A 15,157-nucleotide genomic window follows, 5' to 3' on the forward strand; every position below is an offset into this window, starting at 1 on the left:
TGTTGTTTCAATCATACAAGGAATTAAAAAGAAACGTCATCTTTTTCGCAGGTGTTGGAGCGGTTTTGCTGATTTTAATGATGCTGAAATGGTTGCCGATTTCTGCAGACTTGGAAATGCGATGATTTTATTCGGCTTGGGAATGTTGTTTTATTTGAAGCGTGTGCTGCGGGAAGAAGAAAGTCATAAGTTATAAGTATTCAGTATGATACCTAGAATATAGATTCTAGGTTTTTTTATTAAATTTACCTTAAAACGCACTTTTTCACATGGGGATGGAAACCATTTTTTTAAAAGTGTGGTAGGATAAATATGCTTTATCTTTATATTGTCCGAAGGAGCTGTCGTGTTGAAGGGATCTAGGGTTGAGTTTATTGATAGTATACGTGGTTTTAGTTTATTAGGTATTTTGATTGTGAATATGCTTAATTTCCAATATGATTATGATTTTGAGAAAATGTTTGATTCGAGTTTTTGGGGACAGGAATTTGGTGTATATCTAACGGAAATTTTGTTCCAAGGGTCTTTCTATCCGATTTTTTCCTTTTTGTTTGGGTATTCTTTTATCAAGCTGATTGAATCGACGAAGGCCAAGGGACTAAATACGAATGCCATTGTCGTTCGCCGAGGGTTTGGTCTGATTGTGCTTGGGATGCTGCATTACATCTTTATTTGGAATGGTGACATTCTTCTTTATTATGGAGCTTGTATGTTTTTCTTAATGATGTTTTTGAGCAGCCGGATTAAAACAATGCTTATTTGGTCTGGTGTGTTAGGAGCGTTATCTTTAGTCGTTGTGCCATATATGATGAACCTCGTTTATGGGAACGATGAACTTTTAACTGATGTGTATGCGAAGGGTGCTTATGGGGATATTTTGCTCAGCCGGATTACGGTTGAAGACGATATGATGATTGTGACTATTATTCTGGCGATCGTGACCATTATGTTCATGCCAATACTAGGGTTTCTTTTCGGTACTATGATGGTGGGACCGTTCACCTTGCTAGGTATGGTGATTGGTAAACGAGGGCATCTCACAGAAGAAGATCGAGGGATGGCCTATCGCAAAGGCTGGGTCTGGGTCATTGTCGTCGGCCTTGCACTAAAATGTGCGACGTTCATTGATGCGCCTTGGAGTGAATTGGTGATGATTCTTGGTGGTTATGTGCTGGCGATCGGTTATATTCAGGCTTTTATTGTTTTCTACTATTCGAAGGCAGCCGAAGGCCTCAAACGTCTGCTTGCAGGGCTTGGCCGTTTGTCTCTCTCAAACTATTTGGCGCAGTCGATTATTTGTACAACGATTTTCTATTCTTATGGACTTGGTCTATTTGGACAATTGGGATCAATGTTTGGGCTGCTGCTTGCTGTCGGACTGTACACAGCACAGCTGTTCATCAGCTATCTCTATTTGAAAAAATGGAGAAGAGGTCCTGTGGAGTGGCTTATGGGAAAATGGGTATATTGGAAATAAAGCATTTTGTTAAACAACCGCATGGCTTAAGGGCTGTGCGGTTTTTTATTTTAAAAAAATGAGGAGAACATTTTTTAAAATGCTTGAATATTCTTTTAGTGTGTATATAATGTATATATAGTGTATATACAATATTTTGTTTCAACTATCTGAAAAAAGAGGTTTTTATATGCAAATTACGATTTCTAACCATTCTAAGGAGCCTATCTATGAGCAAATTACGAATCAAATCAAATCGATGATTTTAACGGGTGAGCTTGCGGAAGGTGCAGCGCTGCCGTCTATTAGAAAACTGGCGAAGGATCTACAAATTAGCGTGATTACAACAAAGCGAGCGTATGAAGAGTTAGAGAAAGCGGGATTTATTTATTCGATTGTAGGCAAGGGATCTTTTGTTGCGGAACAAAACCTAGAAGTGATGAGAGAGAAGAAGTTGAAGGTGATCGAGGAACAGCTTGGAGCAGTAGTCACAAACGGGAAAGAATTAGGCTTATCTTTTGATGAATTGCAGCAGTTATTAAAGTTCTTATATGAGGAGTGAGATGAGTGGAGCATGTGATTGAATTCAAAGGAGTATCGAAACGATTCAAGGATTTTTCCGTTCAGGATATTGATTTACAGGTCAAGAAAGGCTTTGTCACAGGGTTTATTGGAGAGAATGGAGCGGGTAAGTCGACCACCATTAAAATGATCATGAATTTGTTAAAACCCGATTCAGGTGACATAAAGGTCTTTGGATTGGATTATCATACTCATGAAAAAGAAATTAAGGAACGAATCGGATTTGTTTACGATGCCAATGTTTTTTTTCCAGGGCTGAATTTAAAGGACATCAAACGGATTGTGGCACCAGCCTATAAACGCTGGGATGACCGGCTTTTTGATCAATATATTGAACAGTTTGGTCTGCCGCTGAATAAAGCGATTAAAACATTTTCAAAAGGGATGCAGATGAAGGCTTCACTAGCGATTGCGCTGTCACATCATGCAGAGCTGATTATCATGGATGAACCAACTGCTGGTTTAGATCCGGTTTTTAGAAGAGAGCTGCTCAGCACGTTACAAGAATTGATGATTGATGGAAATAAGACGATCTTTTTCTCGACGCATGTGACGACTGATTTAGACCGGATTGCGGATTATATTGCGTTTATACAAAATGGAAGATTGGTCTTTCAACAGTCGATTCATGAAGTGGCAGAAAGTTATGCGCTTGTGAAAGGGAGCCTGGAGTTGTTGGATCGAGACACAGAAAAGGCGTTTGTCCATATCCAGCGTACAGCAGCCGGATTTGAAGCATTAACCGATCGTGTTGATGAGGTGAAACTTATTTTTGGGGATGCTGTTGTGATTGAACCGGCGTCGCTTGAGGATATCATGTTTTATTTGAAAGGCGGGGTTGCGCATGTTTCATTTAATTAAGCGTGATGTGATTTTGCAAAAGAAGCAGTTACTTATTTTTATTCCGTTTATCTTATTTTTTATTTTCATGGATGTCCATCCAGTATTGACGTTTCTAGTCGCTAGTGTCTTCATTCCATTTAACACATATGCGTATGATGAAAAGGCAGAAACGAATATTCTATTAAACTCCTTGCCCTATACACGTAAAGAAATTATCGCATCACGTTATCTTGGCGCCATTTTCTATATGAGTATTGCGATCGTGCTGACAAGTGCTGCATTACTTGTGTTTGGGAAGCTGTTTTCGCTGTCAGATATTGCGATTGGCAGCGGGTTGTTTTTATTGTTCGCGGCGTGTACGTTTCCATTGTTTTATATCTTAAAGCCTGGTTATATCACAACGGCAGTGATCATTGGCTTTATCGTATTATCTGCTATGGGACCGCCTGTTGTTCTCTATTTGGCAGAGCAATTTAGTGGGATCACTGATTTTATTATGAATTTATCGATCCCTGTTTTATATACGGGGTCAGCTGTGCTGATTATGCTCTTCTACTTGCTGTCTTGGGGACTTTCTACTGTGATTTATCAGAGGAAAGTGTTTTAGGAAAGCAATTGCTGATGTTCCTATAAATTTACAGTTTGAGCTTAGAAGACCGTGTGAGCGGTCTTTTTTTGAAGATTTTTCTGGTTATTGATTATATCAATATAAAACAATTTGAACTTAATTTTATGTCAGAATATTTTGTTAATAGTGTTTTCCTCAAAAAAACAATTGTTTTTTAAGGGTAGATTTATTATGATAATATACATCGAAAGATTGATGTTTCTCAATCAGAATGAAAATTCTGATTTTAATTTTTATGTTGTTTGTTGATGAGGGGGAAGAAAAGTGGCTCAAAAGGAATTAAAGAGAGGGTTAAGTGCCCGCCATATTCAAATGATCGCTCTTGGCGGCACAATCGGTGTTGGCTTATTTATGGGGTCAGCGAAGGCCATTCAGTGGACAGGTCCATCGGTTCTCCTAGCGTACGCGGTGTGTGGTATTTTTATCTTTTTTATTATGCGTGCGATGGGAGAAATGTTATATCTTGAGCCGAGTACAGGGTCATTTGCTACATTCGGGCATCAATATATTCATCCGCTTGCAGGGTATATGACGGCTTGGAGTAACTGGTTCCAGTGGGTCATTGTCGGAATGTCTGAAATTATTGCGGTTGGGGCTTATATGAAATATTGGTTCCCAGAGCTGCCTGCGTGGATTCCAGGGTTAATTGCGATGATCATTTTAGGAGCAGCCAACTTGATTTCGGTTAAGTCGTTCGGTGAGTTTGAATTTTGGTTTGCGATGATCAAAATTGTGACGATTATCTTGATGATTGTTGCAGGTTTAGGCATTATTTTCTTCGGTTTTGGAAATGGCGGAACTCCTATTGGGCTGTCTAACCTTTGGGCACATGGCGGGTTCTTTACAGGTGGGTTTAGCGGATTCCTGTTTGCATTGTCTCTAGTTATTGCTGCTTATCAAGGTGTCGAGCTGATTGGGATTACAGCGGGTGAGGCGCAAAATCCGCAAAAGACGCTGACAAATGCCATCAAAAGTATCATCTGGCGTATTTTGATTTTCTATATCGGTGCGATCTTTGTCATTGTGACTGTGTATCCTTGGGATCAGCTGAATACCCTTGGCAGTCCATTTGTGGCGACGTTTGCGAAGATCGGGATTACAGCAGCTGCTGGTATTATTAACTTTGTTGTCATTACAGCAGCGATGTCCGGCTGTAATAGTGGTATTTTCAGTGCGGGCCGTATGCTTTATACATTAGGTGTGAATGGTCAGGCGCCTGCTTTCTTTACGAAAATTTCGAAGAACGGTGTACCGTATTTTGGGACATTCGCTGTGCTGATTGGTTTAGCGATAGGAGTGGTCCTGAATTATGTTTCTCCGCCAAACATTTTCGTCTATGTGTATAGTGCGAGCGTCCTTCCTGGGATGGTGCCTTGGTTTGTCATTTTGATTAGTCATATTGGCTTCAGAAAGGCAAAGGGGGCAGCGCTTGAAAAGCATCCGTTCAAGATGCCGTTAGCACCGTTTTCTAACTATCTTACAATCGGATTTTTATTGATGGTTCTTGTGTTTATGCTCATTAATCAGGATACGCGTATTTCTCTTATTGTAGCAATTGGATTCTTGATTTTAGTGGCACTTAGCTTTTTTGTATTTGGAATTGGAAAACGAAAGCCGATTGAAACAGCTTCTTCTGATCAAACGGTGAAATAATCAAAAGCCTTGCGGGATGGACCGCAAGGCTTTTTTATTTAGAGTGAAGCTTTTACACGGTTAAAGACATCTGGAAAGTTGGTGAAAAGACCGGTGACGCCGTATTGCAGTAGACGGGTCATGTCTGCTTCGCTGTTGACTGTATATGGATGAAGGAGGAGTCCGTGGCTTCTGACCTGCTGGACGTTTTCAGGTGTTAATGCTCTGAAATTCGGTCCAACACCCACGGCGTACGTTTTGATAAAGTCGAGCTGATCGTCTGTGATGGATGTCATTTGGTTTCTGTCTAATAGCTGTACTTTTGGCAGGCGTGGAGCTAATTTCTGCAGCTTTATCAGGCTGTCCTGACTAAAGGATTGTATGATAACCTGCCCTTTTCTTGTGTGTTTCCCAAGAAGATGATGTTTCTTTAAGGCGGCCAATAGTTTTTCTTCCATTTGCGGATAAAGGTCTGGTTTTTTTGTTTCAATATAATAATTCTCTCGTTTGCCGAAATAGCGCAGCACCTCATCTAATGTAAGGACTCTCTGTCCGATATAGTTGGCATTTTGTCTGTCGGGATTGGCTTCGTTAAACCATGTACCAGCATCAAGCTGTTTAATTTCAGCAAGTGTGAGGTCTTTGACCCAGCCTGTTCCGTTTGTGGTCCGGTCAACGGTTTCATCATGCATCACGATGAGATGCCCATCCTTTGTCATTTGAAGGTCGAGTTCGAGGTAATCTGCATTCATCTTTGTGGCGAGCTTGTAGGAAGCCAGGGTATGCTCTGGTGCATACCCTGATGCTCCGCGGTGTGCAACGGTTAAGATGCGATCTGGAGATAAAAGGTTTTCATGTGCCGATACGGTGGCCGGCACCCACGCAAAAGACAGTAAAGCAAAAGAGAGCAACACGAAAGCAAGTAATCTACTTTTCTTCATATTTTATCCTCCTTTTACGGTAACTGCCTCCATCATAAGAAATAGATGTAAAGAGCATGTTGGGCGGATATGAATCTTTTATGTGATTTTCATTAAGCTTGCTCTACGCGCTTTCCTGTATTCCATGTCATGGCGAGGAAAACAATCGCAAGCACACAAGAACCAACCAGTAAAATGAAGCCTCCTGTCCAGTCATAGTGATCCACGACGACACCCATCATGGCATTGGCAAAGGCAGAGCCGCCAATGTAGCCGAAGAAGCCTGTCAGTCCGGCTGCAGTGCCAGCCGCTTTTTTCGGAGCGAGATCAATGGCTTGAAGTCCAATGAGCATGACAGGTCCGTAAATCAAAAAGCCGATGCTGATAAGGGCAATGTTATCGACCATTGGATTGCCTGCAGGGTTTAGCCAGTAAACGAGAACGGCAATTAACACCCCGGCCATAAAGATGACGCCAGCTGGTGCGCGGCGGCTTCTGAAGAAGCGGTCACTAATCCAGCCGCACAATAATGTACCGGGAATGCCTGCATATTCATAAAGAAAATAAGACCAGCGTGAATGCTCTGGTGAAAAGCCCTTTGCTTCTGTTAAGTAGGTCGGCGCCCAGTCAACAACACCGTAACGGACGAAGTATACAAACACGTTGGCAATGGCGATATACCATAGGAATTTATTGTTGAGTACATATTTAAATAAAATTTCTTTCACTGTTAATTCTTTTTCTTGATCCTCATAGTTTTGTGCCGGATAGTCATTTCGATATTCCTCGATTGGCGGAAGACCAGTGGATTGCGGGGTATCCCGTACAAGAAGAATGATCACGAAGGAGACGATAATGGCAATGATGGCAGGGAAGAAAAAGATGCTTTTCCACGTCGCAAACAGTACAATCCCTAATGTGATAAGCGGTGCAAGAATCCCTCCGCCGATATTGTGAGCGACGTTCCAAATGGACATTTTCGTACCACGTTCACTAACCGAAAACCAGTGCGCCATCGTACGTCCGCATGGCGGCCACCCCATGCCTTGAAACCAGCCGTTTAAGAACATGAATAAAAACATGATCCATACACTGGATGTGACCCATGGAAATGAGACAAATAGGATATTGATAAGAGCTGATAAAAAGAGTCCGGCGGCTAAAAAGTATCTGGGGTTACAGCGGTCTGAGATCATCCCCATGATGAATTTACTAAAGCCATAAGCAATGGATACGGCTGCGAGTACAAAGCCTAATTCACTTTTTGTGAACCCCTCTTCCTGTAGATATGGAATGGCAAAAGCGAAATTTTTGCGCAGCAAATAGTAGCCCGCATACCCGATAAAGATGCCTAGAAAGACTTGCAGCCGCAGCCGCTTATACGTCTCGTCTGTTTTGGCATCATCAAGCCTGTCGATATGCGGAGCAGGTTTAAACCATTTGAACATAATGATCCTCCTTTTGTAGATGTCCGATTGACTGAAGCAAAAGTACGAGAATTGCTTTTGATCCTGTACCTTTTCAGAGACAAAAGAATTGTTAGCGCTTTCTTTTGTACTCCCATCATATCGGATGGAAGAGACGTTTATGATGAGGCTTTTGTCATAAATTTGGAAAAATAGTTCATGAAGTAACAAAAAAATCCGCACAATGGCGGATTTTTTCTTAGCGGTTATAGAGAAACATTAATTTTCGCAGATTTCTTTAGTTTTTCAATTTCTTTTTGGATTTCTTTTTGCTTTTCTTGAGATTCTAGCTGTTTTTTAATTTGTGATTTAACCTCTTTGTATTCTGGTGCTTTTTGCTTTTGTTTTTTCATTTGGTCTGCGTATTGATCATAGTACGCTTTGACGTCTTTCTCAGAGACGGAGGCTGATTTGATTTCTTTATCGACATATTGGCTGTATTTGATGCTGTCGGCAATGTCACTCTTCAGCTGATCCAATGTGAGTCCGCTCTTTTTAAGTGCTTCTTCAAATTGAGCGTTGTCTTTGAACTGTTTCTTTTCTTCCTTTAGCTGCTTATCTACCTCTTTGTCAGAGGCTTTGAAGCCCTTCTTCTCAGCATCTTGCAGGATGAGCTCTTGTCCTACGAGCGCATCAATGGTTTGTTTCTTGACTGCTTTCTCGCCTTCTTTAGAAGTTGGGTCTTGCCCGGACTGCTGAAGCTGGCCTTGAATGGTAGATAAGGCGCTATTGTATTCACTGCCTGTGATTTTGTCTTTGTTGACGGTCGCAACGACCTTTTGATCATCGATTTTTTGTGCGTCTAATTTCTTTTGCATTTCTTCCATTTGCTTTTGCTGCTCTTTTTGATCAGCCTGTGTTGTTTCCTTGTTTTTGGCTGCGTCGTTTTGCTTATCTTGTTTGGCATCGTTTGACGAGCAGGCTGCAAGTCCAACAGATAACAAACAAGCGATGAGTGTGTATGATACCTTTTTCATCATTTTCTCTCCCTTCGGTATGAGAACGTCTAGTGCGCATTCTAACCGTTTTTTAGGAAAAATAAAACCGTACAGACAATTTGTTAGCGGATTGACATGTTTTTTATCTGTTTGTCCTCATTTTGTCTTCTCATAGTCATCTCATGACAAACTCAATTGTGGAATAATTGTTCCATCACTTCGTCGATATCGGTGATTGGCTGGCGGCAGCTGTAGTTTTCACAAATATACACGGTGGTTTTGCCATCGATTGTTTTGTAATCTTTTGTAAAGGGCGCGAGCTTCGCTAATTCTTTCCCTGTTTCGGCAGTCAATATGATATCAAATGGAACGAAGCGTTTTTGAAGCACCTGTAAAAGCTGTTCTTTTTGAGGGTCACCGTTTTTTCCGAGAATGATGATTTCTCTTTTCGCCGCATATTGACTTAGGAGCCCTTGTAGAAATGCTGTGTGTCCGCTTGGGTAGGAAGAGACATCCACATAAAAGGCTTTGAACATCTGTTCTAATGTTTTCAGCCAGTCTTGACGTCCTGTCATTGTGCTGAGTTTCAAAAGCTGATGGAGTGCGGTGCTGTTACCAGAAGGCATGGCGCCGTCGTACACTTCTTTTTCTCGAACGAGGAGCGCTTCCGCATCTGATCCCGAGAAGAAAAAGCCCCCTTTTTCCTTTCAAAACAGCTCAAACATGTTCTCGGCAATGGCTGCCGCCTTTTCCAGCCACGCTAACTCAAAGGTCGCTTCGTATAAAGACATATACGCTTTTAGCATATGCGCATAATCCTCGATAAAGCCGAGATGCTTCACGTCACCTTCTCTGTAGCGGACCATGAGCCGCTCATGTTGAACAAGATGTGTTTCTAGAAAAGACATCGCCTGCTTCGCCATATGGATCGCTTCCTCTGCATCAAAGACCCTTCCTGCTTTGGCGAGAGCTGCGATCATCAGCGCATTCCAAGATGTAAGCACCTTGTCATCGACAAGCGGCGCGGGTCGCTGCTGTCTGACTGATTGTAAAATATGCCGCGCTTCTTGCAGCTTGGATTGAAGGGTTTTATCGTCGATCGAAAAAGAGGCTTTGATGTCCTCAAAAGAGGTAGAAATGGTATGAGGGATGTTCTCCCCTTCAAAGTTCCCCTCTTCTGTGATGTGATAGACGTCGCAAAATAAAGCGCCAAGCTCCTCCCCTAAATGGGTGATGATCTCATCTTTTGCCCAGACGTAATATTGTCCTTCTTTCCCCTCAGAATCTGCATCTATCGCTGAATAAAAGGAGCCGCTAGAATTCATCATATCTTGTTTAATGAATTGAATCAGGCGTTGGACAAGTTTTTCATACTCAGGTTTTGAGGTGAGCTGATACGCTTCTGTGTAAGCTTCCATCAGCAAGGCGTTATCATACAGCATTTTTTCAAAATGCGGCACAAGCCATTTCTCGTCTGTTGAATAACGAGAAAAACCGGAACCAACATGGTCATATATACCGCCATTTGCTATCCCATCTAACGTTTTCGTGACCGCATATAGCGCATTCTCCTGCCCTGTCCATTCGTAATAGCGCATCAAAAATGAGAGCATATGAGGTGCAGGGAATTTTGGCGCGGAGCCGAATCCGCCATACAGCGTATCAAAGCTGCTCATGAGCTGATAATAGGCTTTGTGAATTGCTTCTTGAGACAGCGTGTTTTCTGTCTGTCCTGCTGCTTTAATCCGCAGATTATTTGTCGCTTTCTCTGCCAATGATTCAATATGATCTCGGTCGTTATGGTACGCATCCAGCAATTGTGTCAGTGCCTCAATGAAGCCAGGACGCCCGTAAGCACTTCTTTTCGGGAAATATGTCCCAGCATAAAAAGGCTTTTGATCCGGCGTGACAAACACGTTCAACGGCCAGCCGCCTTGCCCCGTCATCATCTGACAAACCGACATATACATAGAGTCGATATCTGGACGCTCCTCACGATCGACTTTGATGGAAATGAAATGCTCATTTAAGATGTCAGCGACTTGTTGATCTTCGAAGCTTTCGTGTGCCATGACGTGGCACCAGTGAAAAGTGGCGTAACCGATGCTGACAAGCACCGGTTTGTTTTCGCGTTTTGCTTTTTCGAATGCTTCTTCTCCCCAAGGAAACCAATTCACAGGGTTATGAGCATGTTGAAGTAAATATGGAGACTTCTCAGCGATTAATCTATTGGGTTTATTGTTAGTAGGCATGGGATCACCTTCTTTCGATAAAGTTTCTTATCAGTGTGGTCTTTCCAATATCTAATATACCAAACATCAAAAAAGAAGAGGTCTTTTAGGGTTAGCCTCTTCTTTTCTTTTTATAAGGTGATTCCAGACCTCAATTGGATAAAAGGCGACGTTCAATAATAGACATAAAAAAGTGAAGGATCATGCCTCCTAAACACACAGTTAAAATGGTTCCGATACCGACAGGGCCTTTACATATATAAGCCAATAATAAGAAAAAAGCATACAATACTGTTCTTGAAAGTAGGATGGTTCTTTTTGAAATATCTTGAATAATGAGTGTTAAATGATCGATAGGCGTAGATGCAAATTTTGTTTGAAGATAAATGGCTGTTCCAAGACTAATGAATACCAAACCAACTCCGAAACACGTCAGTTTGCTAAACCACATGCTTGTGTAGATGACATGTTTTATGAGGAACAACCACAGATCAATGCCTATTCCAGTCAAGAATGCTGTAATCAAACCTAAAAAAACAGGTTTTTTTCTTGTTAGTATAGAGTTACAGATTAAGGTGATGACAGAAATAAGGACCTCCCAGCTTCCTACGGTAAGACCGACTTCTTTGGAAAGGCCGACCAAAAGGGCATCGAATGGGGAAGTACCTAGTCCTGATTGTATTGTTAAAGAAATGCCTAAACTTAATACGAGTATACCTAGTCCGTAATAAACATACTTCTTTTTATTAGACATGATTTGTATTTCAAGATATTTCTTTTGTCATCAAGACGTGTGGAATTCCGTCTTCCAAAAATTCATCTGAAGTAGTTTGATAGCCCAGTTTTTTATAAAAGCTTTCTGCATGTGTTTGCCCATGGAGCTTCATCTTAGTAACGCCTTTTTCTTGCATGATTTTTTCTAGCTCTCCAATGATGATTTTGCCCAAACCATACTTACGATAAGGTTTTAGGATACAGATTCTTTCCAGTTTACCTGTATGATCAACGATGCGCACACGGCCTGTGCCGACAGGCTGATTCTCATGATATACCAAGACATGCTGGCATTGTTCATTGAGTGTATCGAATTGATCGAACTCATCGGATTCAGGTACTTGCTGTTCTTCAATGAATACCGATTTTCTAATATCTTGTGCAGCATGTAAATCATTCTCAGTTGTTATTCTTTTTATATTCATTATTTATCAATCCTTTTCTGATATTAGTCTGGACTCTACAGCATACGTGTGGTCTTATAAAAGTAAGGTTAAATTATTTTTGTTGTAATTGCAACGAAAATAGATGTAATTGCAACAAAAAATGCGAGGAGTTTTGAGTATGAACAACATTTTACGAGAGATCGGCATGATAGCCAGAGCTTTAGATTCCATAAGCAATATTGAATTTAAAGATTTGGACTTAACAAGAGGGCAGTATCTCTATCTTGTACGTATATACGAAAACCCTGGTGTTATTCAAGATAAATTGGCTGAAATGATAAAGGTTGACCGAACAACGGCTGCGCGAGCAATTAAGAAATTGGAAATACAAGGATTGATTGAAAAACAGCCGGACAGACAGAATAAAAAAATAAAAAAGCTGTTCACGACTGAGAAAGGGAAAAAAGTTTATCCTTTTTTAAAAAAAGAAGAAGAACATTCTATGAAAGTGGCCTGTTCTGATTTTTCACCTGAGGAAAAGGAAACCATTTTTAAACTTCTTCAAAGAGTCAGGAAAAATGTAGAACGGGATTGGGAAAATGTGAAGAAGGGAAACAAAAGGGACTACTAAAGTACAAATTTAAACTTTAAAAGTTTTAGAGCACATTATGTGGTATAGTCCCTTCAATAAAAATATGTAATGGTACCAGTGGCAAGTGGCGTAACCGATGCTGACAAGCACAGGTTTATCTTCACGTTTGGCTTTATCGAAGGCTTCTTGCCTCCACGGGTACCAGTGAACTGGGTTGTGGGCGTGCTGAAGGAGATATGGTGATTTTTCATTGATGAGGGGGTTGGGTGTTTGGTTGTTTGGCATGGGTCACCTTCTTTCTAAAGGTTTTTTTTAGTATTCTCTTTTCTCCATTTAATATATCAGATTGCTGAGGTCCGTCATCATTTGTCTGTGAGGTATTCCCAAAATGAAAAAAATCAAGGGCTATACACCCTTGATAGATTCATTATTTCACCTTTTCACTACATCATTCGTAATGCTTTAACAAGATGGCTGAATTATGTCCTCCAAAACCAAAGGAATTGGATAGCCCATATTTCAATGGAAGGTGTCTCGCTTCTAATACAACATCTAAGTTGCAATCTGGATCTTGATTCTCTACATTAATCGTTGGCGGAATCATACCTCGTCTCAAACTTTCCACTAAAGCAATGGCTTCTACACCGCCGGCAGCACCAAACATGTGCCCAGTCATTGACTTGTTCGCCGTTGTTGGAATTTCACCTGAACGTTCACCAAATAATTTCTTAATAGCTAGAACTTCTGAACGATCACCTACTTGTGTACTTGTTGCATGAGCACTAATAACGTCGATTTCATCTGTTGATATATTTGCACTTTTCAATGCTTTTTTCATGGCTAAGTAGGCACCTTTACCTTCTGGGTGGGATGCTACCATATGATGAGCGTCTGAACTAGCTCCGTATCCCACTACTTCACATAATATCGGCGCATCTCTAAGAATCGCGTTTTCTAATGATTCTAATACTAAGATACCTGCGCCTTCACTCATCACAAAGCCATCTCTATCTGTATCGAATGGACGGCTGGCTAGGCTTGGGTCTTGGTTTCTAGTAGATAGTGCATGTGCGTTTCCAAAACTAGCCAAAGATATCTGTGAGACGGCAGCTTCTGCTCCTCCGGCAAATATAATATCTGCATCATCATTTCGGATCGCATTGAAAGCTTCACCAATAGAGGTGTTCCCAATAGAACAAGCTGTGACTGGTGACAATGATGGCCCTTGTGCCCCTAATTTAATGCTGATTTGGGCCGCAGCTGCATTTGAAATCATCATGGGTACAAGGCTGGGGCTTACTCTTGAGGGACCTCTTTTATCTAATACATTCACTTGATCAACAAGCGATTGGATGCCCCCGATTCCTGAACCAACATATACGCCTAAACGTTCAAGGTCAATTTGATCTAACTGTAATTGTGAATTTTCTAATGCTTGTTCGGCTGCTGCTAAGGCAAACTGACTAAAACGATCTAATCGTTTTGCTTCTTTTCTCCCCAGTATTTCATCTGCATCGAAATCACGAACGATTCCAGCTATTTTTGTTTTATAATCAGTCGTATCAAAAGAATCAATGAGAGATATACCCGATTGTCCTTTTATTAGTTGATTCCAAAAGCTATTTACATCATTTCCTAGTGGAGAAATAACTCCCATTCCAGTAATGACAACTCTTTTCATGATCATTCCCTCCTTGTTTTTATTAACTTTAGCCATTGTGTTATCCTATTACAAGTTGTTGTTTATCCTAGTATAATTAATAATATTTTAAAGGGAGATCTTCATGAAACCTGAAACAAGACTTCAAGCATTATCAGAATTTCTAAAAAACCAACGTTCGAAAATCACGCCTCAAATGGTTGGTTTACCTGTAGGAACCCGCAGAAGAACACCAGGACTAAGAAGAGAAGAAGTGGCTCAACTAGCCGGTGTGAGTCTTACTTGGTATACATGGTTAGAACAAGGCAGAGATATAAAAGTATCCACTTCGGTATTAGATGCTATTTCTCGAGCATTACAATTAAATAATGATGAAAGGAGATATTTGTACGCTTTAGCGTTAGAGGAAGGAGTGAAACAATCCTTTATCATTGAGAATGAGAAGGAAATCAGTCCGGCTTTAGTGAAAATTTTGCAGGAACTTCGTTATTGCCCGACGATTGTATCTGATAGAAGAAGTCAGATTGTTGGCTGGAATCAAGCAGCAGCTAATGTATTTTTGGACTTTGAACAAATCATCCCGGCAGAAAGAAATATCATACGCTTACTATTCGCAAGAAAGAAATATCATACGCTTACTATTCGCAAGAAAGGAATTCAAAAGTTTAGCCGTGAATTGGGAGCATTTTGTTAGAGGATATATCGCCATATTTAGAACGTATTATGGACAGTATGTGGCTGATGACTGGTATGAGCAATTTATAGAAGAAATGGAGCAGGCATATCCTGAGTTTCGTAAAATTTGGAATGAAAATGAGATCAGCTATGCGCCTGAAGTATTAATTGAATTTCGTCATGCTAAGGCAGGTAAAATGTTGTTTAATCTCACTTCATTACAAGTGTATGGGGATACTGATTTAAGATGCAGCGTCTATACTCCAGTTGAGGATACTGAAACGGAGCTTAAGTTAAAACGTTTAATTGAAGGCTAGCTATCGTTTGGATGAAGTTATTGAGTGCATCTAATATAAAATAGATCCTATGCCATC

The 15,157-nt window shown here is 40.8% G+C and carries 15 protein-coding genes and 2 pseudogenes; 8 read left to right on the plus strand and 9 right to left on the minus strand.

The genetic code is table 11. The features are described from left to right. Positions 1–2 precede the first annotated feature (2 nt). From MHB69_RS01140 to MHB69_RS01165, 6 genes are all read left to right on the plus strand, one after another. Positions 3–125 carry a hypothetical protein gene (locus tag MHB69_RS01140; protein WP_342495907.1) on the plus strand — a complete coding sequence of 41 codons (123 nt, stop codon included), beginning with the start codon at positions 3–5 and terminating at the stop codon, positions 123–125. Positions 126–349: 224 nt separating this feature from the next. After that, positions 350–1,477, plus strand: coding sequence for a DUF418 domain-containing protein (locus MHB69_RS01145; protein ID WP_342495908.1), 1,128 nt, complete (start codon positions 350–352; stop codon positions 1,475–1,477). Positions 1,478–1,646: 169 nt separating this feature from the next. Next, positions 1,647–2,018, plus strand: a complete 372-nt coding sequence (locus MHB69_RS01150; RefSeq protein ID WP_003217079.1) for a GntR family transcriptional regulator — start codon at positions 1,647–1,649, stop codon at positions 2,016–2,018. 5 nt (positions 2,019–2,023) lie between these two features. After that, entirely contained in the window at positions 2,024–2,899 is an 876-nt protein-coding gene (locus tag MHB69_RS01155; protein ID WP_268480610.1) for an ABC transporter ATP-binding protein, read from the plus strand. Then, the gene (locus MHB69_RS01160; protein ID WP_065215413.1) at positions 2,883–3,488 is read left to right on the plus strand and encodes an ABC-2 transporter permease; all 606 of its coding nucleotides are present in this window, start codon (positions 2,883–2,885) and stop codon (positions 3,486–3,488) included. The genes MHB69_RS01155 and MHB69_RS01160 overlap by 17 nt, the downstream gene beginning before the upstream one ends. A 285-nt stretch (positions 3,489–3,773) precedes the next feature. Beyond that, positions 3,774–5,162, plus strand: coding sequence for an amino acid permease (locus tag MHB69_RS01165; protein ID WP_046313629.1), 1,389 nt, complete (start codon positions 3,774–3,776; stop codon positions 5,160–5,162). 38 nt (positions 5,163–5,200) lie between these two features. Here the strand turns inward: MHB69_RS01165 and MHB69_RS01170 are convergent, their stop codons facing one another. From MHB69_RS01170 to MHB69_RS01200, 7 genes are all read right to left on the minus strand, one after another. After that, complete coding sequence (locus MHB69_RS01170) at positions 5,201–6,082, minus strand: glycerophosphodiester phosphodiesterase (protein WP_041115336.1); 882 nt, start codon at positions 6,080–6,082, stop codon at positions 5,201–5,203. 92 nt (positions 6,083–6,174) lie between these two features. Beyond that, positions 6,175–7,509, minus strand: coding sequence for a glycerol-3-phosphate transporter (glpT, locus tag MHB69_RS01175; protein WP_024424430.1), 1,335 nt, complete (start codon positions 7,507–7,509; stop codon positions 6,175–6,177). Between the two features lie 224 nt (positions 7,510–7,733). After that, positions 7,734–8,504 (minus strand): SurA N-terminal domain-containing protein, encoded by a 771-nt coding sequence (locus MHB69_RS01180; protein ID WP_065215412.1) that lies wholly within the window; start codon positions 8,502–8,504, stop codon positions 7,734–7,736. A gap of 152 nt (positions 8,505–8,656) precedes the next feature. After that, on the minus strand, positions 8,657–9,091 hold the full coding sequence (locus MHB69_RS01185; RefSeq protein ID WP_342495909.1) for a hypothetical protein: 435 nt from the start codon (positions 9,089–9,091) through the stop codon (positions 8,657–8,659). 81 nt (positions 9,092–9,172) lie between these two features. Beyond that, complete coding sequence (locus tag MHB69_RS01190; RefSeq protein WP_342495910.1) at positions 9,173–10,717, minus strand: thioredoxin domain-containing protein; 1,545 nt, start codon at positions 10,715–10,717, stop codon at positions 9,173–9,175. A 130-nt stretch (positions 10,718–10,847) separates the two neighbouring features. Next, positions 10,848–11,450, minus strand: a complete 603-nt coding sequence (locus MHB69_RS01195) for a YitT family protein (protein WP_342495911.1) — start codon at positions 11,448–11,450, stop codon at positions 10,848–10,850. A gap of 10 nt (positions 11,451–11,460) precedes the next feature. Continuing rightward, on the minus strand, positions 11,461–11,895 hold the full coding sequence (locus tag MHB69_RS01200; RefSeq protein ID WP_342495912.1) for a GNAT family N-acetyltransferase: 435 nt from the start codon (positions 11,893–11,895) through the stop codon (positions 11,461–11,463). A gap of 139 nt (positions 11,896–12,034) precedes the next feature. On the opposite strand from MHB69_RS01200, the gene MHB69_RS01205 reads away from it, so the two are divergent. Then, positions 12,035–12,487 carry a MarR family transcriptional regulator gene (locus MHB69_RS01205; RefSeq protein WP_342495913.1) on the plus strand — a complete coding sequence of 151 codons (453 nt, stop codon included), beginning with the start codon at positions 12,035–12,037 and terminating at the stop codon, positions 12,485–12,487. A 72-nt stretch (positions 12,488–12,559) separates the two neighbouring features. On the opposite strand, the pseudogene MHB69_RS01210 reads toward MHB69_RS01205, so the two are convergent. Both MHB69_RS01210 and fabF read right to left on the minus strand, forming a co-directional pair. Beyond that, positions 12,560–12,733: pseudogene (locus MHB69_RS01210) on the minus strand (DUF255 domain-containing protein); the annotation flags it as partial. A 163-nt stretch (positions 12,734–12,896) separates the two neighbouring features. Continuing rightward, positions 12,897–14,129, minus strand: a complete 1,233-nt coding sequence (fabF, locus tag MHB69_RS01215; RefSeq protein ID WP_342495914.1) for a beta-ketoacyl-ACP synthase II — start codon at positions 14,127–14,129, stop codon at positions 12,897–12,899. A gap of 103 nt (positions 14,130–14,232) precedes the next feature. Here fabF and MHB69_RS01220 point away from each other — a divergent pair. Continuing rightward, positions 14,233–15,100: pseudogene (locus tag MHB69_RS01220) on the plus strand (helix-turn-helix transcriptional regulator). Positions 15,101–15,157 lie beyond the last annotated feature (57 nt).

The sequence above is a fragment of the Bacillus sp. FSL K6-0994 genome, assembly GCF_038630815.1.
Classification (GTDB): domain Bacteria; phylum Bacillota; class Bacilli; order Bacillales; family Bacillaceae; genus Bacillus; species Bacillus safensis.